General features: G+C 71.9%; 20 protein-coding genes. 15 read left to right on the top strand and 5 right to left on the bottom strand.

Going from position 1 to position 19,642, the window contains the following annotated elements; genetic code table 11:
* The first annotated feature begins 8 nt into the window (after window positions 1–8).
* From ABD743_RS23295 to ABD743_RS23250, 10 genes are all read left to right on the top strand, one after another.
* Window positions 9–845, top strand: a complete 837-nt coding sequence (locus tag ABD743_RS23295; RefSeq protein WP_344724272.1) for a cell division protein FtsQ/DivIB — start codon at window positions 9–11, stop codon at window positions 843–845.
* Between the two features lie 150 nt (window positions 846–995).
* On the top strand, window positions 996–2,369 hold the full coding sequence (ftsZ, locus tag ABD743_RS23290; RefSeq protein WP_344724271.1) for a cell division protein FtsZ: 1,374 nt from the start codon (window positions 996–998) through the stop codon (window positions 2,367–2,369).
* 2 nt (window positions 2,370–2,371) lie between these two features.
* Entirely contained in the window at window positions 2,372–3,088 is a 717-nt protein-coding gene (gene pgeF, locus ABD743_RS23285) for a peptidoglycan editing factor PgeF (protein WP_344724467.1), read from the top strand.
* Between the two features lie 86 nt (window positions 3,089–3,174).
* Window positions 3,175–3,906 carry a YggS family pyridoxal phosphate-dependent enzyme gene (locus tag ABD743_RS23280; RefSeq protein WP_344724270.1) on the top strand — a complete coding sequence of 244 codons (732 nt, stop codon included), beginning with the start codon at window positions 3,175–3,177 and terminating at the stop codon, window positions 3,904–3,906.
* Between the two features lie 59 nt (window positions 3,907–3,965).
* Window positions 3,966–4,676, top strand: a complete 711-nt coding sequence (locus tag ABD743_RS23275; protein WP_344724269.1) for a cell division protein SepF — start codon at window positions 3,966–3,968, stop codon at window positions 4,674–4,676.
* A 4-nt stretch (window positions 4,677–4,680) separates the two neighbouring features.
* Entirely contained in the window at window positions 4,681–4,974 is a 294-nt protein-coding gene (locus tag ABD743_RS23270; protein ID WP_344724268.1) for a YggT family protein, read from the top strand.
* 49 nt (window positions 4,975–5,023) lie between these two features.
* A complete protein-coding gene (gene wag31 / locus ABD743_RS23265) occupies window positions 5,024–5,887 on the top strand; it encodes a DivIVA-like cell division protein Wag31 (protein WP_344724267.1) in 864 nt (287 codons plus the stop codon).
* A 59-nt stretch (window positions 5,888–5,946) separates the two neighbouring features.
* Window positions 5,947–7,329, top strand: a complete 1,383-nt coding sequence (locus tag ABD743_RS23260) for a hypothetical protein (protein WP_344724266.1) — start codon at window positions 5,947–5,949, stop codon at window positions 7,327–7,329.
* Between the two features lie 268 nt (window positions 7,330–7,597).
* Window positions 7,598–10,783 (top strand): isoleucine--tRNA ligase, encoded by a 3,186-nt coding sequence (ileS, locus tag ABD743_RS23255; protein ID WP_344724265.1) that lies wholly within the window; start codon window positions 7,598–7,600, stop codon window positions 10,781–10,783.
* A gap of 14 nt (window positions 10,784–10,797) precedes the next feature.
* The gene (locus tag ABD743_RS23250) at window positions 10,798–11,073 is read left to right on the top strand and encodes a DUF167 domain-containing protein (RefSeq protein WP_344724264.1); all 276 of its coding nucleotides are present in this window, start codon (window positions 10,798–10,800) and stop codon (window positions 11,071–11,073) included.
* Between the two features lie 18 nt (window positions 11,074–11,091).
* Here the strand turns inward: ABD743_RS23250 and ABD743_RS23245 are convergent, their stop codons facing one another.
* Together ABD743_RS23245 and ABD743_RS23240 are read right to left on the bottom strand one after the other, a co-directional pair.
* The gene (locus ABD743_RS23245; RefSeq protein ID WP_344724263.1) at window positions 11,092–11,592 is read right to left on the bottom strand and encodes a cupin domain-containing protein; all 501 of its coding nucleotides are present in this window, start codon (window positions 11,590–11,592) and stop codon (window positions 11,092–11,094) included.
* A 2-nt stretch (window positions 11,593–11,594) separates the two neighbouring features.
* A complete protein-coding gene (locus ABD743_RS23240; protein ID WP_344724262.1) occupies window positions 11,595–11,975 on the bottom strand; it encodes a DUF4267 domain-containing protein in 381 nt (126 codons plus the stop codon).
* Between the two features lie 224 nt (window positions 11,976–12,199).
* Here ABD743_RS23240 and ABD743_RS23235 point away from each other — a divergent pair, with 224 nt between their 5' ends.
* Window positions 12,200–12,955 (top strand): class I SAM-dependent methyltransferase, encoded by a 756-nt coding sequence (locus ABD743_RS23235; RefSeq protein WP_344724261.1) that lies wholly within the window; start codon window positions 12,200–12,202, stop codon window positions 12,953–12,955.
* Window positions 12,956–12,966: 11 nt separating this feature from the next.
* Here ABD743_RS23235 and ABD743_RS23230 read toward each other — a convergent pair whose 3' ends face one another.
* The 3 genes from ABD743_RS23230 to ABD743_RS23220 are packed head-to-tail and all read right to left on the bottom strand — an operon-like array spanning window position 12,967 to window position 15,760.
* The gene (locus tag ABD743_RS23230) at window positions 12,967–13,782 is read right to left on the bottom strand and encodes a DUF4097 family beta strand repeat-containing protein (protein WP_344724260.1); all 816 of its coding nucleotides are present in this window, start codon (window positions 13,780–13,782) and stop codon (window positions 12,967–12,969) included.
* Between the two features lie 2 nt (window positions 13,783–13,784).
* Complete coding sequence (locus tag ABD743_RS23225; RefSeq protein ID WP_344724259.1) at window positions 13,785–14,450, bottom strand: response regulator; 666 nt, start codon at window positions 14,448–14,450, stop codon at window positions 13,785–13,787.
* Between the two features lie 11 nt (window positions 14,451–14,461).
* Window positions 14,462–15,760, bottom strand: a complete 1,299-nt coding sequence (locus ABD743_RS23220) for a sensor histidine kinase (protein WP_344724258.1) — start codon at window positions 15,758–15,760, stop codon at window positions 14,462–14,464.
* A gap of 147 nt (window positions 15,761–15,907) precedes the next feature.
* On the opposite strand from ABD743_RS23220, the gene ABD743_RS23215 reads away from it, so the two are divergent.
* The 4 genes from ABD743_RS23215 to ABD743_RS23200 are packed head-to-tail and all read left to right on the top strand — an operon-like array spanning window position 15,908 to window position 19,605.
* Entirely contained in the window at window positions 15,908–17,401 is a 1,494-nt protein-coding gene (locus tag ABD743_RS23215) for a potassium/proton antiporter (RefSeq protein WP_344724257.1), read from the top strand.
* An 8-nt stretch (window positions 17,402–17,409) separates the two neighbouring features.
* On the top strand, window positions 17,410–17,994 hold the full coding sequence (gene lspA, locus ABD743_RS23210; RefSeq protein ID WP_344724256.1) for a signal peptidase II: 585 nt from the start codon (window positions 17,410–17,412) through the stop codon (window positions 17,992–17,994).
* 37 nt (window positions 17,995–18,031) lie between these two features.
* Complete coding sequence (locus ABD743_RS23205; RefSeq protein ID WP_344724466.1) at window positions 18,032–18,916, top strand: RluA family pseudouridine synthase; 885 nt, start codon at window positions 18,032–18,034, stop codon at window positions 18,914–18,916.
* Window positions 18,917–18,924: 8 nt separating this feature from the next.
* Window positions 18,925–19,605, top strand: a complete 681-nt coding sequence (locus ABD743_RS23200) for a hypothetical protein (RefSeq protein WP_344724255.1) — start codon at window positions 18,925–18,927, stop codon at window positions 19,603–19,605.
* The last annotated feature ends 37 nt before the right edge of the window (window positions 19,606–19,642 follow it).

Here is a 19,642-nt window from a genome sequence, read left to right as displayed (position 1 = left end):
GAGGGCGCATGAGTAGCTCCACGACCCCCCGTCCGGCTGTGCGCCCGGCAGCCCCGCGTTCGATGGAAGGCCGGCCCACCCGGCGCCCGCCGGGGCGTCCGGGCCGCCCGGTGCCGCGGCCGCACCCTGCGGCGCGCTACCGGCGCCGACGGCTCGCCGCGTTGCTGATCGGGCTGCTGCTGCTCGTCGGGCTGGGATTGACCGGTCGGGTACTGCTGTACGACGTCGGGTTCGCCGACATCGAGAAGGTGCAGGTCAACTCGGAGAACCCCGCGGCATCGGCCACCGGGAACCTACGGACCGAGGACGTGGTGAAGGCCGCGGAGGTCAACGTCGGCACGCCGCTGGCCGCGGTGGACACGGCGGGGATCGCGTCCCGGGTGGCCCATCTGCCGGGCGTGGAGTCGGTCCGCGTCTCACGCACCTGGCTCCACACGGTCACCATCGACGTCACCCCGCGCGTCGCGGTGGCCACGGTGCAGACCGGGCAAGGCCTCGCTCTCGTCGACCGGTTCGGCATCGTCTACCCCGGCACACCCCCACCGGGGCTGCCGGCCTTCACGTTCGGCGCCGTCGGGCCGGACGACGCATCCACGCAGGCGGCGATCAGCGTGCTCGCCGCGGTACCCGATGCACTACGGTCGCAGCTCCTGACCGTGGACGCCACGGACACGGCGCCGGAGGCCCCGGGGCAGGTCACCCTCGGCCTGACGGGTAACCGGCAGGTCCGCTGGGGGTCCCCCGACCGCTCTCCCGAGAAGGCGGCTGTGCTCATGCCCTTGCTCACGCAGCCAGGCCACGTTTTCGACGTGACGAGCCCGGACCTGCCTACGATCACGCGGTGAGCTTGGTGGTGGGTGAGTTCACCTCCGACCCGGTCGGGGGGTTGCCGTCGCGCGGCGCGCCTGCTGGACCGCGACCATGACGCGACCTAGCGTTCGATCACGAAGGCCCGGACCCCTGGGTCCGACCCGAGCTGGACTGGAAGGTGCGCCATGACGCCCCCGCACAACTACCTGGCCGTGATCAAGGTCGTCGGCATCGGTGGCGGCGGCGTGAACGCCGTCAACCGCATGATCGAGGTAGGCCTCAAGGGCGTCGAGTTCATAGCGGTGAACACCGACGCCCAGGCGCTGCTCATGTCCGATGCCGACGTCAAGCTCGACATCGGGCGGGAGCTCACGCGTGGGCTGGGTGCCGGTGCCAATCCGGAGGTGGGCCGCAAGGCCGCCGAGGACCACCGCGAGGAGATCGAGGAGGTCCTCAAGGGGGCCGACATGGTCTTCGTCACCGCGGGAGAGGGCGGCGGCACGGGCACCGGCGGCGCGCCGGTCATCGCGTCGATCGCCCGCAAGCTCGGTGCGCTGACCATCGGCGTTGTCACGCGCCCCTTCACCTTCGAGGGGCGCAGGCGCGCCGGGCAGGCCGAGGACGGGATCCAGGCGCTGCGCAACGAGTGCGACACCCTGATCGTCATCCCGAACGACAGGCTGCTGCAGCTCGGCGACGTGGGCGTGTCGCTGATGGACGCCTTCCGCTCCGCCGACGAGGTGCTCCTCTCCGGTGTGCAGGGAATCACGAACCTGATCACCACCCCCGGCTTGATCAATCTCGACTTCGCCGACGTGAAGAGCGTCATGTCCGGGGCCGGTAGCGCCCTCATGGGCATCGGGTCCTCGCGCGGCGAGGGCCGGGCGGTGCAGGCCGCGGGCAAGGCCATCAACTCGCCGCTGCTCGAGGCGTCGATGGACGGCGCCCAGGGCGTGCTGCTCTCGATCGCAGGTGGGTCCGACCTGGGCCTGTTCGAGATCAACGAGGCCGCATCGCTCGTCCAGGAGGCCGCGCACCCCGAGGCCAACATCATCTTCGGCACGGTGATCGACGACTCCCTCGGCGACGAGGTGCGCGTCACGGTCATCGCTGCCGGGTTCGAGGCCGGAGGCCCGACGCACAAGAAGATGGAGCCCACGGCGTTCCGTTCCCCGGAGCGGCAGTCCGGCGGGTCGGGTGCAGGCACGCACTCCTCCGAGCACTCGTCCTCGAGCCAGCCCGCGGCGGCCGGCAACGGCACACCGCACCCGCAGAGCGGCAACGGCTTCGCGAACGGCACCAGGCCGTCGGCCGGTAGCCCGGCCGCGGCACACCAGTCCGGCACGCTGCCGCCGCCCGCTCCTGCATCGGGGCCCTACGCTCCGCCCGCTCCGCGTCAGCCCGACTCCCCGCGTCGCGACTCGGGATACGACCCCTCGGGCCAGCCTGCGGACGGCTCCCGTCCCTCCGCACCGGACCGGACGCCGCCCTTCACCCAGCCGGTCGAGGCGGCGGACTTCGACGACGACGTGGACGTTCCGCCGTTCATGAAGCGGTGACCATGGCGCAGGCCCGCGTCCGGCGCGTGGTCACGACGCGCGCCGGTGGCCGCTCCACCGGCCGTTTCGCCACGTTCAACCTATCCGCGGGAGTGGGGGACGACCCGGCCGCCGTCCGGGCCAACCGGCACAGGCTGTCGTCGGAGCTGGGCGTTCCCGTCGTGTTCCTCGAACAGGTGCACGGCACGCGGGTCGCCACCGTGGACGCGGTGCCCGGCCCCGACGCGCCCGACCTCCCGGCCACCGACGCGGCCGTCACGGCCGTGCCCGGCGTCGGGCTCGCGGTGCTGGCGGCCGACTGCGTGCCGCTGCTGCTCGCCGACCCCGGGGCCGGCGTCGTCGGGGCCGTCCACGCCGGGCGGGTCGGAGCCGCCGCGGGCGTGCTGCCCGCCACGGTGAGGGCCATGGAGGCCCTGGGGGCGCGTGCGGATGCCCTCGAGGTGCTGCTCGGCCCGGCGATCTGTGGGGCCTGCTACGAGGTCCCTGCGCAGATGCGGGCGGAGGTGGACGCGCGCCTGCCCGGCAGCGCGAGCCGCACCCGCCGCGGCACTGCGGGTCTCGACCTGCGCGCCGGTCTCTACCGTCAGCTGATCGATCTCGGGGTGGGACGCGTCGGCGGCGATCCGAGGTGCACGCTCGAGGACCGCGACCTGTTCAGCCATCGGCGGGACGCATCGACCGGGCGGCACGCCGCCGTCATCTGGCTCCACCCGCGCTGAAGCATCATCGTGGACGCGCCGCGTCCGGCACCGGCAGCTCCTTCCCGATCCGGAGCAATGCGATAGTCGTGTGGATGGGGTGTGAGGTGGACAGCGAGAGACGGCAAGAGCTGGCCGGGAGGCTGGAGGCCGTTCGCAAGCGGATCGACGCCGCGTGTGTGGCCGCCGGGCGCGCGCCCGGTGAGGTGGCCCTCCTGGCCGTCACCAAGACCGTGCCGGCGGCCGACGTCGCGACTCTGCTCGACCTCGGCCTCACGGAGTTCGGCGAGAACCGCGTGCAGGAGGCGGAGACGAAGGTCGCCTCCGTCGCCGCGCTCCGCCCCGGGTGCTCGCCCGGCTGGCACCTCGTCGGGAGCCTGCAGCGGAACAAGGCGAGATCCGTCGTGCGCTGGGCCCAGAGCGTGGAGTCGGTGGACTCGCTGCGCCTGGCCGACGCCCTCGACGCCGCCGTGCGGCGCGAGCAGGAGACCGGCGGGCGCGCGGATCCGCTGCCCGTTCTCCTCCAGTACAGCGTCGACGGCGATCCGGAGCGGGGTGGCGTGCCCCGTGAGGGCCTCGGAGAGCTCGCCGAACGTGTCGCATCCTGCGCCGGACTGCGGCTCGCCGGCCTCATGGCGGTTGCCCCACTCGGGGCGGATCCCGATGTCGCATTTGCCGATGTCGCTGCTGCTGCAACCTGGCTGCGTGAACGATTTCCGCAGGCCAGGACGTTGTCGGCGGGGATGAGCGGCGATCTGGAGGCGGCTATCCGGCATGGATCGGACGTGGTGCGTGTCGGAACAGCCCTTGTGGGGGAACGCCGGATAACCTCGGAGTGATCGTCGGGTCCGTGTGTGCTGCGGGCCGACCGTCGGGGGCGTCGATGATGGGAGCGCGAATGGGCGCGATGTACCGGCTCAAGGCCTATTTCGGCATGGTGCCCGCCGAAGAGATGGGGGAGTACACCGACGAGCCGGTCCAGGACCGGTACGCCGACGACCGGTTCGCCGACGGTCGGCGCTCCAACCGGTCGTCGCGGGAGTACACCGACGACCGGTGGGACGACCGCTTCACCTACGAGGACGAGCCTCAGCGCGACCGCTACGACGGCGACTGGGATCGGCGTACGCCACGTCCGGTCGCCGTGGACCGGTCCGCCGCCCGCAGCGCCCCAGGCCATCCTGGGAGCCCGTCAAGCATGGGCCCCGTGGTCCGGGGTGCGCTCGCGATCGATCCGGAGGCTGCCATGCACCGCGAACCCGCACGGCCCGTGCCTGTCACGCCCGCCGTGCCCGAGCAGCGCGACCGTGCCGCCCGTGGGGCCGCCGCGCTGGCCCGGATCACCACCTTGCACCCGCGTAGCTACAAGGAGGCTCGCACGATCGGCGAGCGCTACCGCGACGGGGTGCCGGTGATCATGAATCTCTCCGAGCTGGACGCCGCCGAGGCCAAGCGGCTCGTGGACTTCGCCGCCGGCCTCGTCTTCGCGCTACGGGGCGGCTTCGACAAGGTCACGAACAGGGTCTTCCTGCTCACACCCGCCGACGTCGAGGTGTCGGCCGACGACGCCCGCAGACTCGCAGAACGCGGCATCTTCCGCCAGGATTGAGGGCGTGCCCCTCGCCATCCAGTTCCTCGTGTACTACGTGCTGTTCTTCTTCTGGTTGCTGCTCATCGGGCGCATCGTGGCGGAGCTCGTACGGAGCTTCGCCCGGCAGTGGGTGCCGGGAGGTCCGAGCGCAGTGGCGCTGGAACTGATCTTCACAGCCACCGACCCGCCTGTGAAGTTGTTGCGCAGAGTGATCCCCGTCGTCCGAATCGGCGGCGTGGGGCTGGACTTGTCGATTATGGTTCTGCTGTTGGTCGTGTTCATACTGATGAACGTTGCCCAGCCGACGCCGTTGTGAGCCCCAGTCACACACGGTGCCGCCGCCGAGGACTGCATGAGGTGATCCGATGCCGCTGACGCCCGCCGACGTCCACAACGTCGCGTTCAGCAAACCCCCCATTGGCAAGAGGGGGTACAACGAGGACGAGGTCGACGCGTTCCTCGACCTGGTCGAGGCCGAGCTGGCCCGCCTGATCGAGGAGAACGAGGATCTCCGCGAGCAGGTTTCCCAGCTCGAACAGCGCCTCGGCAACGCACAGGCCGACCTGGAGGACGCCCGTTCGCGTCCACAGGCTCCGCTGGGGGCGCCTGTGTCGCCCCCGACGCAGCAGATCCAGCGGCAGGTCGAGCCACCGTCCATGCGCCAGATGGAGCCCCCGCGTCTGGGCCCGCAGTCGCTGGTCGACCCCGCCGAGCAGGGCGACCACCACGTGCAGGTGGCCAAGGTCCTGAGCATGGCCCAGGAGATGGCCGAGCGGCTCACCGCCGAGGCCAAGTCCGAGGCCGACGCGATGCTCAGCGACGCCCGCACCAAGTCCGAGCAGCTTCTGTCGGACGCCCGCACCAAGTCCGACGGTCTCGTCAACGACGCCCGCTCGCGGGCCGAGACGATGCTGAACGACGCCCGTACCAGGGCGGAGACCTTGGAGCGCCAGTCGCGCGACAAGGCCGCCACGCTGGTCGGCGACGCCGAGCGCAAGCAGGCGGAGATCATCGGCACGATCACCCGCGACAAGTCGGTGCTCGAGAAGAAGATCGACGAACTGCGCACCTTCGAGCGTGAGTACCGCACCCGGCTCAAGACGTACCTGGAGTCCCAGCTCAGGGACCTGGGAGAGCGTGGGTCCGCGGCACCGTCCGACAGCCGGTCCAGCTCGAACGGCGGCTACGCGTCCACTGGCTACGGCCAGCGGGCTGACGCCGGTAGCTGACCGAGACCTACACGGGCGGTGTGGCGGGCTACGCCGCACCGCCGCACACGGAGAGAATCGTGCTGCTCCTGGTCCTGATCCTGGTCCTTCTCGCCTTCGGCCTACTCGTGGTCGCGCTGCTGTCCGGCAGCGTGCTGTGGGCCTGGGTGTCCGTGGGGGTCAGTGTCGCTGCGGCGGCAGTCCTGCTGGTCGACTGGTTACAGCGCCGCAACGCGGTCAAGGCAGGTGCCGTGGCCGCGGGAGGCAACGGCGCCGCGCCGGGCATGCCTGACATCGAGCCGGTCACCGAGGTTCTGCCGGTCATTTCCGCCTCCGGGGATGCCGGAGCAGGGGGTCCGGCCGTCAACGGCGCCGCTCAGGGCGTCTCCGACGACCGGTTCGACCGGCTGATGGACGGCACTCAGACGGTGGTCATGCCGGCCGTGCAACCGTCCGGCTCTGGCGAGCGACCGTCCAGCGCTACCGGCGGAATCAGCCCATCGAGCAGTAATTCGTCACTCAGCGTAACCAAGAGCGGCGGGGATCGCCCGCCCTCCACCCCGCCGTCGAGCGACTCCAACGCCGGCGGCGACGCCGGTTCGGGCTCCACGTCCGAGCCCACGCAAGGAGCCGGCGGATCTCCCGCGACCCCGCCCTCCGCGGCGAAGGACGCGGGCCAGGCACCCGTGCGCGAGACCACGGCCGCCGGCGCTTCCTCCGCTCCGGCGGGGCAGCCGGAGCAGGACAGCGCCAACAAGGACAGTGCGGGCACGGGCGAGGTTCAGGACAAGAAGCCGAGCGGGGCCGCCGCTACAGGTGCGGCGAAGACCACCGACACCTCGGCTCTCGAATCCACCATGGCCATGAACGCACAGCAGGCCGCCACCAGCACCGCGCCGGCGGTCCCTGAGCACGGTCCCGCGGATCAGCCGCCCGCCGAGCGCGGCACGTCGGGCGCGGCGACCGACGCCGGTGCCACGGCCCGCACCGGGGCCGACAGCGCTCCGGCGGAGAAGGCAGCAGCCGCGGACGCCCCCGCGGAGAGCGGCCCGGTGGACGTCGGTCCGACCGTGGCTCTCGCGAGTGGTGCGTCCACCGCGTCGGCCACCGCCGACGAGGGCGAGGCGGCAGGCCCCGCCGACCCCGCTGCAACCGGCGCCCCCGAATCCACTGCCGGCGAGGCGGTCCCGGCCGAGTCCACGCTCCCTGCGGCTGACGCCGACGGTGAGCCGCCGGAGGAACCCCCGGACGTCGCGGCGTCCGCTCTGGTCGCTGCCCTCGACGACGAGGTCGTCGTGGTCGACGAGCAGCCGCGCTACCACGTGGAGGGCTGCCGGTCGCTGGTCGGCAAGGCACTGATCCCGCTTCCTGCGAGGGAGGCGATCGAGCTCGGCTTCACACCGTGCGGCTGGTGCACACCGGACCGCACGCTGGCGAGCCGGCACCCCGCCCCCACGCGGTAGCCCCCGCGGGAATACCTGGTGGCGGGCGGGCGCTACGCTTGTCGTACAGGCACCGATCCGGCCATCACCGGGGAGCCTCCGGAAGAACAGGTGCTCGGCCGTCTGGCCGGGTCACCTCAGTAGACCCGGACGGGAACGGCCCGTCACAGCCGCCCGATGAGAGGTCGTCCATCTGGACGGCAAGCGGGGTGGTACCGCGGCGCCCGTGAGGGTAGTCGTCCCCGTGCAGGCAGCAGCACTAGCCACGCACGAGGAGCGAGAGCCAGCGATGAGCCCCGACGCCGCAGAGAAGTCCGGCTACCCTGCCGTTCCTGCGCATCCGTCCTTCCCCGCCATGGAGCGCGAGGTCCTGGACTTCTGGGAGGCCGACGGTACGTTCGTCGCCTCCGTCGAGGCGCGGCCCGCGGGGGAGAACGGCAGCAACGAGTTCGTCTTCTATGACGGCCCGCCGTTCGCCAACGGGTTGCCCCACTACGGGCACCTGCTCACCGGCTACGTCAAGGACGTCGTGCCGCGTTACCAGACGATGCGCGGCAAGCACGTCGAGCGCCGGTTCGGCTGGGACACCCATGGCCTGCCTGCCGAGGTCGAGGCCGAGCGTGAACTCGGGATCAAGGACAAGACCGAGATCGACGAAATGGGGATCGCGGCCTTCAACGAGGCCTGCCGTACCTCCGTTCTCCGCTTCACCGACGAGTGGCGCGACTACGTCACCCGCCAGGCGCGCTGGGTCGATTTCGACAATGACTACAAGACGCTCGACCTGGATTACATGGAAAGCGTCATGTGGGCGTTCAAGACCCTTTGGGACAAGGGTCTGATCTATTCCGGATTCCGCGTGCTCTGGTACTGCTGGCACGACGGCACACCGTTGTCGGCCACCGAAACCAGGATGGACGACGTCTATCAGGACCGGCAGGACCCGGCCGTCACGGTCGGGCTGAGGCTGCGTGCTCCCGGCGCCGACCTGGACGGTGCGCTCGCGCTCGTCTGGACCACCACGCCGTGGACGTTGCCGTCCAACCTGGCCATGGCGGTCAATCCGGCCGTCGAGTACGCGCTGGTGCGCACCGCCTCCGGCGAGCGCTATGTCCTCGCCACGGCACGGCTGGCGCACTATGCGCGCGAGCTCGGCTCGGTCGAGGCCGGTGAGCTCGAGGTGCTGCGCACGATGCCGGGCAGCGAGCTGGTCGGTCTGTCCTACGTCCCGCCGTTCGACTTCTTCGAGGGCTGGGAGAACGCGCACCGGGTCCTTTCCGCCGACTACGTGACCACCGAGGACGGCACCGGGCTCGTGCACATCGCGCCCGCCTTCGGTGAGGAGGACAAGGTCGTCACCGACGCGGCGGGCATCGAGACCGTCGTGCCGGTGGACTCCCGCGGCGAGTTCGACGCCCGGGTGGCTCCGTACGCGGGCATGCAGGTGTTCGACGCCAACCCGAAGATCATCCGGGACCTGCGCGACGGAGCGCCGTACGTGAACGGCGTGCTGCTGCGCCACGAGACCTACGACCACCCGTACCCGCACTGCTGGCGCTGCGGCAACCCGCTGATCCAGCGTGCGGTCGACTCGTGGTTCGTGCAGGTCACGGCGTTCCGTGACCGCATGGTGGAGCTGAACCAGGAGATCACCTGGGTGCCCGAGCACGTCCGCGACGGGCAGTTCGGCAAGTGGCTGGAGGGCGCCCGCGACTGGTCGATCTCCCGTAACCGCTACTGGGGTTCGCCGATCCCGGTGTGGGTGTCGGACGACCCGCAGTACCCGCGCGTCGACGTGTACGGCTCGCTCGACGAGCTGGAGCGCGACTTCGGTGTGCGCCCGAACGACCTGCACCGCCCGTACGTGGACGAGCTGACCAGGCCGAACCCGGACGACCCCACGGGACGCTCCACGATGCGCCGGGTGCCGGAGGTGCTCGACTGCTGGTTCGAGTCGGGCTCGATGCCGTTCGCCCAGGTGCACTACCCGTTCGAGAACCGCGACTGGTTCGAGGACCACTACCCGGGCGACTTCATCGTCGAGTACAACGGGCAGACCCGCGGCTGGTTCTACACGCTGCACGTGCTGGCCACGGCGCTGTTCGACCGGCCCTCGTTCCGCTCGTGCGTGGCCCACGGGATCGTGCTGGGCGACGACGGGCAGAAGATGTCGAAGTCGCGGCGCAACTACCCGGACGTCAACGAGGTCTTCGAGCGCGACGGCTCCGACGCCATGCGCTGGTTCCTCATGGCGTCGCCGATCCTGCGCGGCGGCAACCTCGTCGTCACCGAGCAGGGGATCCGCGAGGGTGTCCGGCAGGCGATCCTGCCGCTGTGGAACACCTGGTACTTCCTGTCCCTCTATGCCGGGGCGGCGGGGCGCCAGGGCGTGGTCCGCACCGACTCGACGCACGTGCTCGACCGCTACGTTCTCGCGCGTACTGCGGCGCTGGTCGACGAGGTCACCGCGGCGATGGACGCCTACGACGTGGCGGGCGCGTGCGAGCGCATCCGTGACCACGCGGAGGCGCTCACCAACTGGTACGTGCGCCGCTCCCGCGAGCGGTTCTGGGCGGGCGACGCCGACGCGATCGACACCCTGCACACCGTGCTGGAGGTGACGGCCCGAGTGGCCGCGCCGCTGCTGCCGCTCATGCTGGAGAGGGTCTGGCAGGGCCTCACGGGCGGCCGGTCGGTGCACCTGGCGGACTGGCCCACGTCCGACGAGCTCCCGCACGATGCGGCGCTCGTGGCTGCGATGGACCGCGTGCGGCAGGTGGCGTCGGCGGCGTTGTCGCTGCGCAAGGCCCGCGGGCTGCGCGTTCGGCTGCCGCTCGCCCGTCTCACGGTGGCGGCGGAGGACGTGGCAGCGCTGGAGCCGTTCACCGACATCCTGCGCGACGAGGTGAACGTCAAGGACGTCGTGCTCACCACGGACGTCGCACGGCACGGGCGGTTCGAGATCGCGGTGAACGCCCGCGCTTGTGGGCCCCGGCTGGGTGGTGACACCCAGAAGGTGATCCGGGCCGTCAAGGCCGGCGAGTGGACCGCGAACGACGACGGCACCGTCACGGCGGCGGGGATCACGCTGCTGCCCGGCGAGTTCACCGAGAAGCTCGTGGCGACCGACCCGGACGAGACCACGGCGCTGCCCGGCTCCACCGGGCTCGTGGTGCTGGACACAGCGGTCACGCCGGAGCTGGCGGCGGAGGGCACCGCTCGCGACGTCGTTCGCGTGGTGCAGCAGGCCCGCCGGGACGCCGGTCTCGACGTGTCCGACCGCGTGGCGCTCACCCTCGACGGTCCCGCGTCCGTGCTCGACGCGGTGCGTGCCCACGAGTCGTTCGTGGCCGGTGAGGTGCTGGCGTCGTCCGTGACGTACGCCGAGGTCACCGAGCCGACCTTGGCCGGAGCGGTCGCCGCTCCGGACGGCGCGTCGGTGCAGGTGCGGGTGCTCGTCAGCCGCACCGCCTGAGGCACGCGCCAGGGGTGAGGATCTCCGTCCGGGTCCGGCCCGGCGCCCGAACCGACTCGGTCGGCGGGTGCTGGGCCGGACCACGCGGATCCGCGCTGCTCGTCACCGTGCGAGCCAGGGCGGTGGAGGGTGCCGCGAACACGGCCGTCCTGGCCGCGCTCGCCGAGGCGTTCGGGCTCCGCCGGAGCGAGGTCACCCTTGTGTCCGGTGCCCGCGGCCGGGACAAGGTGGTGGATCTCGACGGGGACGAGGCCGTGCTGGCGGTCCGGCACACCGCGCTGTTGAGCTGACCGGACCGGCCACCGGCCTCACGTCGTGGCGCGGGCGGCCTCCCACGCTGCGCTGCTCGTGAACCAGGTGTCGTAGAGCTCCTGCACGTCCAGGAGGCTCTCCGGTGGCACCTTGCCGTAGGCGATGCGTTCGAGGTGACGGAAGTACTCGAACCGCTCGACGCCCGGTGTGATGACCACGAGGATCTCGGCGTTCTCGCCCGGCGCGGCCGCGAAGGCGTGCGTCAGGCCGGGCGGCACGATCACCAGGTCACCTCGCTCGGCGGTGACGACCTGCTCGTCCGACAACAGCTGCGCGGTGCCGTCCAGAACGTAGAAGAGCTCGGCGGACGCGTTGTGCCGATGGGGCCGGGCGCCGTCCGCGCCCTCGGTGAGGGCGACCTGAATTGTGGAGAGCGCGCCTCCTGTGGCGCTGCTGTCTGCCAGCAGGCGGACCGCGGTGGGGGCGCGCCCGACCACCTCGGCCTCGCCGGAGCGGACGACCACGGAGTCGTCGAAGCGGGGGACGATCAGGGACATGCTCAGCTCCCGAGCAGAAGAAGAAGGCCGGCGATCGCGACGGCCACCGCGGTGCCACCGTGCATCGCGTATCCGAGGATCTTGCTCCCCTTGTTCCTGATGACCACGAGTGCGTCACCGAACGGGGTGATCGACGCGGCCAGGAGCAGCCAGCCGAGCACGTGGAACTGTCCGAGTGCGAGCGGGATGAGGATCACGAGCCCCGACACGATGTCGCGGATGCCCTTCAGGTTGAGCCACGCGCCGGCGTCCCCGTGGGGCCAGTCGGGTAGGCCGAAGCCCGCCGCGCTCGCCTGCGGGGCCAGGAGGTAGCGCGCTCCGACGGCGATGATGCCGACGCCGGTGAGACCGGCGAGGGCAGCGCCGATGTAGGTCGCGAACATTGTGGTGCTCCTTCGGTGAGAATCTAGCGGCGCTAGGACCGAGATCGACGCTAACACAAGCGTTGCTCGAAGATCTAGCAGTGATAGAATTTGGCGATGCCGAGCCCGGCCCACGCTCAGGAACAGCGCGTGGCGATGCTCGTCGGCCAGCTCACGAGCCCGGCGCGGCGAGCCGGATCCGCGTGTGCGCGGCACCAGATCGGTAGCAGCGCATACTCGGATCCATGGGCAATGCGGCGACCTTGTGGGCAGAGCGTCAGCAGGGCCGGGGCATCCCGCCGGAGATTCTCGCCAAGGCCCCGAGCAACCCGTTCCGCCACGACGTCGACCTCTTCATCGCTCCGTCGGAGCCGGTGGACACGCCGTCTCGCCGGGCTGCACTGGAGCTCCTCGCGGAGGGCGGCACGCTGCTCGATGTCGGCTGCGGCGGAGGCGCCGCCTCGTTTGCGCTGGTGGGGCTTGTCAGCCAGGTCACCGGCGTCGACCAGCAGCAGGACATGCTTGACGCGTTCAGTGCGGGCGCCGAAGCCCGTGATGTCCCCCACCGCACGGTGCTGGGCCGCTGGCCCGATGTGGCCCCCGAGGCCGGCTCGGCCGACGTGGTCGTGTCCCACCACGTGCTGCACAACGTCGTGGACCTCCCGCCGTTCGTGCAGGCCCTCACGGCGGCCGCCCACCGGGGTGTCGTCGTGGAGATGATGGCGCAGCACCCGATGGCCTGGCTCGATCCGCTCTGGGTGCGGTTCCACGGTCTGGAGCGCCCGCCCTCGGCCACCACGGACGATGCGGTGGCGGTGCTGCGCGAGCTCGGGATCGAGCCCACGGTGCGGCGGTGGGAGCGCGCGACCGACCGGCGAGACGCGGCCTGGGTGACCCGCCGCCTGTGCCTGTCCGAGGACAGGGTCCCGGAGGTCGACGCCGCGCTCGCCACCTTGGAGCGCTCGATGCTGGCGGCCACGCTGTCCTGGACCGTGCACTGAGCGCCGGGGACTCAGAGCGAGGGGCGGACGCGGACGTCGCCGGAGCCGCTCCCGACCACGATGGTGCCGGGTGCGGCGGGATCCGTGGGCACCAGGACGGTCGCCTCGCCGGTGTCCGACCGTGCGTCCACCCGGTAGCCGGTGGCCGGCACCGCGACGTCGACCTCGCCGGTGCCGGTGTCCACGGTCAGCGTGCGAGGGGGCTCGAGCAGCCCGAGCTGGATGTCGCCGGAGCGCGTCTCGGCCCGCACCACGTCGCTCCGCAGGCCGTTTCCGCTGATCACCCCCGTGCGGGTGGTGACGTCGAGCGGGCCTGCCAGGTCGAAGAGGGCGATGTCACCGGTGCTCCGGTCCACCGTGACCGGACCGGTGAGGCCGCTGATCGTGACGTCGCCGGACGTGCCCTCGAGGAACACCGCGAACGACGGTGGCACCTCCACGACGTAGTCGACCTCGCAGTGCGTGGCGAGCACCCCGCTGCACGTGGCGTCGAGCCGCACGCCCGCGGGGGTGGCCTCCTCGATCAGCTCGGGCTCACCGAGCCCGTAGCTGACGGTGGTGCGTACGTGCACGTTGCCGTCGGCGCTGGGGGAGAGGCGGACGCTTCCGGAGTCGCCGGCGACGGTGAACCGCTCGGAGTTCGGGACGAGTGTGCTCGTCCGCTCGTACCGCCCGTTCGCTGCCTGGGAGAGCAGCTGGAGGGCGCCGCTGCCGATCACGACGACGACGAACAGCACGGCCGCGACGACGACGCCGGGGTGGGGCCGGCGGGCGGGCTCGGTGGGGCGCTCCCTCGTGGGCTCCGGGGCGGGTTCCGTGGTGGTCACCGTCAGTCCTCCAGATACTTGAGCACGGCGAGGACCCGCCGGTGGTCGGTCGGTGCCGCGGGGAGCTCGAACTTTCCGAAGATCCCGCTGATGTGCTTCTCCACGGCTCCCTCGCTGACGACGAGGGCTTCCGCGATCCCGTTGTTCGAGCGCCCCTCTGCCATCAACGTCAGCACCTGGCGTTCCCTCGGGGTCAGGCCGGCGAGCGGCTGGGCCCGGCGGGATCGCGCGAAGATCTGCGAGACGACCTCGGGGTCGAGGGCGGTGCCACCCGCGCGCACCCGGTGCAGCGCCTCGACGAAGCTCTCGACGTCGGCGACGCGGTCCTTGAGCAGGTAGCCGACGCCGCGTGTGTCACCGGCCAGCAGCTCGGTGGCGTAGCGCTCCTCCACGTACTGGGAGAGCACGAGCACCGCCACCGACGGCCAGCGCGCGCGGATCACCAGCGCCGCGCGCAGCCCCTCGTCGGAGTGGGTGGGGGGCATGCGCACGTCGGCCACGACCACGTCGGGCGGGTCGGCGGCCACCGCGCGCAGCAGCTCCTCGCCGTCGCCGACCGCGCCGACAACGGTGAACCCGGCCTCGGCCAGCAGCCGGCAGAGCCCTTCCCGCAGGAGAACCGAGTCCTCGGCGACGGTGACGCGCGGGCCGGGCAGTGCTGCCGTCATCGGGGTCCCCGTCATCGGGCGAGCCCGGCGCACGGAAGCTCGACGGTGAGGACGGTCGGACCGCCGACGGGGGAGTCGACGCGCAGCCGGCCGTCCACGCCGGACACGCGGTCGGCGAGACCGCGAAGTCCGGTGCCCCGGTCCGGGTCGGCGCCACCGACCCCGTCGTCGCTGATCGTGATCCACACCGAACCCGAGCCCTCGCGGCGCACCGACACCGACGCGTGGGCCGCCCGGGAGTGGCGCGCGATGTTGGTGAGCCCTTCGGCCACCACGAAGTAGCCGATCGCCTCCACGGTGGCGTTCGGGCGCTCGTCGAGCGCGACGGTGAGCTCGACCGGGACGGGGCAGCGCGCCGCCACGGCGGACAGCGCAGCGTCGAGCCCGCGATCGGTGAGCACCGGTGGGTGCAGTCCGCGGATGAGCCCGCGCAGATCGGTGACCGCGTCCTTGGCCTGTTGGTGGGCGTCGTCGAGCAGTTCGCCGATGCTCCCGGGGTCCTGCTTGTACCGCGCCTTGGCCCGGCCCAGCGTCATTCCGAGCGCGACGAGCTGCTGCTGCGTGCCGTCGTGCAGGTCGCGTTCGAGGCGTCTGCGCTCAGCCTCCCCGGCGTCGACGACCCGGGCGCGGCTGCGCTCCAGCTCGTCCACACGGCGGGCGAGCGCGCCGGGCACGGGGCCGAGCAGGGCGCGTGCGACCGAGACGTCGAGTGCGGTGAGCCCGCGCACCACGGCGGGGGCGAAGAGCAGGAGCACGAGCCCCAGGCCTGCGAGCATCGCGCGTCCGCTCCCGGTGCCGGTGAACGGGACGCCGAACAGGACGGTGCCTTCCGACGGCATCACGAGGGGGAGCAGCGGCATCATGAGCAGGGCCACGGCCCCGGAGAGCAGGACGTACACGATTCCGGACGTCAGGAGGCCGAGCGGCAGCGCCACCAGCTGGTACACGCCCCGGCGTCGCACGCCGGGGTCGCGCCACAGGGTGCCGCCGTAGCGCAGCGGGTTGCGGTCGCCTGGTGGCATCGGCTGCGGGTGGATCCGCACGCCGAGCAGCAGGCGCAGCCGCGCGCGCTCGATCCGCGCCAGCCCGACGCTGACCCATGCCGTCACGATCCACACCGGCAGCCCGAGCAGCGCGAACGGGAGCAGCAGGACGGTGAAGAAGAGACCGGTGAGCAGCACGAACGCGTAGGCCATGCCGGCCACGCCGTCGAGGAGCAGGTGCGCGGCACCGAGCCAGGTGGACGGCGCCATCAGTGCGCGCAGCGGATCGGGCCGTGCCGCGCTCACCGTGGACGAGATCGTGACCATGGAGGCAGGTTAGGGATTTGCCTGGTACGGACGCCATCCAGCTTGTGCCCGTACGGGGGTGGGGAAATCCCCCGTTCGATGTCCCGCCGAATCCTGCCCACGTGAGCCCATAACCTGCGTCGATACCGTGTGCGGGCGGAGGTGGGGATGGCGAGCCTTGAGGTGGTGCTCGGCGTCGTGGCCGCCGTGGTGCTGCTCGGCGTGCTGGCCGTCCGTGCTTCCGTGCGGCTGGGGCTGCCCTCGTTGCTCATCTATCTCGCCATCGGCATCCTGCTCGGCGAGTCCGTGCTCGGTATCCAGTTCTCCAACGCCCCGCTCACCGAGTCGCTCGGGCTCGGGGCGCTCGTGTTCATCCTCACCGAGGGCGGGCTGACCACCCGCTGGGAGACGGTGCGGCCCGCCCTCGGCGTGGGGATCGTGCTGTCCACGGTGGCGGTGGTGGTCAGCATCGGCGTGGTCGGGGTGGCGCTGCACCTGCTGCTCGATCTCGGCTGGCGAGAGGCGTTCCTGTGGGGTGCGGTGCTGTCCTCCACCGATGCCGCGGCCGTCTTCAGCGTTCTCCGTGGCGTCAGGGTGAGACCACATCTCGCCGGAGCGCTGGAGCTGGAGTCCGGCATGAACGACGCGCCGGTCGTGATCGCGGTCATCCTGCTGGCCTCGGGTGAGTCGTTCACCTGGGTGACGCCGCTGCTCGTCGTCTACGAGCTCATCGCGGGGGCGGTGATCGGCGCGCTACTGGGCTTCGGTGGCGCGTGGGCGCTGCGGCGGGCCGCACTGCCGGCCACCGGCCTCTACCCGTTGGCCGCGATCGCCGTGTGCGTACTCGCCTACTCCGCAGGCCAGCTCGCGCACGCCTCGGGTCTCCTGGCCACCTACGTCGCCGCACTCGTGCTGGGCAACGCCGACCTGCCGCACCGCGGCGGCGTGCGGTCCTTCGCCGAAGGGCTCGGCTCGCTCGCGCAGATCGGGCTGTTCGTACTGCTCGGGCTCTACGCCTCACCGCCCCGGCTGCTCCACGCGGTGGTGCCGGCCCTCATCGTGGGCCTCGTGCTGCTCCTCGCGGCGCGCCCGCTCTCGGTGGTGGCGTCGGCCTTGCCGTTCCGTGTGCCGTGGCGGGAGCAGGCGTTCCTGTCGTGGGCGGGCCTGCGCGGGGCCGTGCCGATCGTGCTCGCACTGATCGCGCTGGTCGAGGGCGCACCGAGCGCGCCGGCGTTGGTCGACGTCGTGTTCATGCTCGTCGTCGTGCTCACGTTGGTGCAGGGCCCGACTCTGCCGTGGGTGGCCCGGTTCCTCGGTGTGGCACGCCCCGCGGAACCGCATGAGCTCTCCGTCGACGCCGCTCCGCTCGACGAGCTGAGCGCCGACCTGCTGCAGGTGCGCGTGCCGGTCGGCTCCCAGCTGCGTGGGGTGTACGTCGGCGAGCTGCGGCTGCCACGCGGCGCCACCGTCAGCCTGGTGGTGCGCGACGAGGAGGCCTTCACCCCCACCGCCGAGACGCGCCTGCGCGAGCGGGACCAGCTGCTCGTCGTGACCACGGCGCAGGCCCGGCGGGCAGCGGAGGAGCGCATCCGGGCAGTCGACCAGCGGGGCAGGCTCGCACGCTGGCACAGCGGGAGGGAGCGCGAGCGCCGTAGGGGATGATGGGACGTGTGAGCGAGCGTGCGAGCGAACCGTCGACCCCGAGTACGACCGTCACGGCTGCCGGCCCGAAGGTCGTGTTGCTCGCCGTGATCGCGGTGCTTGTGCTCGCCGCCGACATCATCACGAAGACGGTGGCTGTCGCACAGCTCGAGAACCGTGACCCGCTCGAGCTGTTGGGCGGTCTCGTCTACCTGCAGCTCGTGCGCAACCCGGGCGCAGCGTTCTCCCTGGCCACCGGCTACACGTGGGTGCTGACGATCGTGGCCATCGCCGTGGTCGTCGTGATCATCCGGGTGGCCCGTCGGCTGCGCTCCGTCGGCTGGGCGATTGCGTTGGGTCTCGTGCTCGGCGGTGCGCTGGGCAACCTGACCGACCGCATCTTCCGCGCTCCCGGCCCGCTGCAGGGCCACGTCGTGGACATCGTGTCGCTCTTCGCCCCGGACGGCCGGGTGTGGCCGGTGTTCAACATGGCCGACTCCTCGATCGTCACGGGCGGCGTGTTGCTCGTGCTGCTGGCCCTGCTCGGCCGGGAGCTCGACGGCAGGCGCACCTCCGCACGCGGCGGCGCCGAGGAAGGGGCCGACAGTGCCTGACACCCGCCAGCTCCCCGTTCCCGACGGTCTCGACGGCATGCGCGTCGACGCCGGGCTCTCGCGGCTCCTCGGCCTGTCCCGCACCGTGGCGGCCACTCTCGCGGAGGGCGGTCGCGTGGCCGTGGACGGCCGTGCCGCCGGCAAGTCCGACCGCCTGATCGCAGGGTCGTGGCTCGAGGTGGAGCTGCCCGAGCCCGAGGCGCCCGCCACGATCGCCGGGCCGCAAGAGGTGGTCGCCGGGCTCACCGTGCTACATGCCGACGACGACATCATCGTCGTCGACAAGCCGGTCGGCGTGGCCGCCCACCCGAGCCCTGGCTGGACCGGGCCCACCGTCATCGGCGGCCTGGCCGCGCTCGGATACCGCGTGTCCACCTCCGGTGCGGCCGAGCGGCAGGGCATCGTCCACCGGCTCGACGTCGGCACCACCGGTGTGATGGTGGTGGCCACGTCGGAGCACGCCTACACGGTGCTGAAGCGGGCGTTCAAGGAGCGCACGGTCGACAAGCGCTACCACGCCGTCGTCCAGGGCCATCCCGACCCGTCCAGCGGCACGATCGACGCCCCCATCGACCGGCACCCGAAGCACGACTACCGCTTCGCGGTGGTGGCGGGCGGCAAGCCCAGCGTCACCCACTACGACACGATCGAGGCGTTCCGCGCCGCATCGCTGCTGGACATCCGGCTCGAGACGGGGCGCACCCACCAGATCCGGGTGCACCTGTCGGCACTGCGCCACCCGTGCGTCGGCGACCTCGCCTACGGCGCCGATCCCACACTGGCCAGGCGCCTCGGCCTGGAACGGCAGTGGCTCCACGCCCGCTCGCTCGGCTTCGAGCACCCAGCAGACGGACGGTGGGTGGAGTTCACGAGCCCCTACCCGGCGGACCTGGCCAGAGCGCTGGACCTGCTCGCCGACTGATGCCGGTGATGACGGCGCGCCGTCGCCTCGCCGTGCTCGCGGCCTGCGTCGTCGTGGCCGCGCTGCTCGCCTGGTACGGCGCCACGCGGTTCACACCGTCCGACGCGCCGCCCCCGGACGTCGGCTCGGTCCGGCTGGGCCCGGATCCGGGCGACGACGTCAGCGCCTACCTCGCCAAGCTCCCCGCGCAGCTGCCGCCGCCGGGGGTCCAGACGCTCGCGCTGGTGCAGTTCGGCGACGAGCTCACGGCGCCCGAGGCGCTCGCGGCCGTCGGTGGTTCCGAGATCGCCGAGGCCGTCCTGCGAGTGCCGTTGACCAGGGTGCAGACCGCGCTGCGCTTCGAACCGCTCGAGCCGGGGGTGGCGCAGGCGACCGCACTGGACACCGCGCGACAACGGGCGCAGATGCAGGCCACCGCGGACGCCGGCCGGCTCGCAGGCCGCCCGCGCGACGTGGCCGCGGCCGAGGCGGCGGCCCTCGCCGACCCGGGGTGCCGCTGCGTGCTCGCGCTGGTGGTCCGGTCCGATCGTGCCGGGCTGCAAGCGGTGGCCGCGCGGTCCGGCGTGCGCGCCGTCGAGGCGGCCCCTCCCGACGCCACGATCCGCGAGCTTGCGCTCGCACCGTTGCTGCCCGAGCAGACGGAGCGCGTGGACCCGCCCCCCGACGACGGGCCCGTCCCGCCGGCCTGAACGGATTCCCCCGAACCGGCGAATGGGGGAATACCCC

It is taken from the genome of Pseudonocardia yunnanensis, assembly GCF_039534065.1.
GTDB lineage: Bacteria > Actinomycetota > Actinomycetes > Mycobacteriales > Pseudonocardiaceae > Pseudonocardia > Pseudonocardia yunnanensis.
Note: the sequence above shows the minus strand (reverse complement) of the source record. Positions and strands in the feature narration are given on the sequence as shown.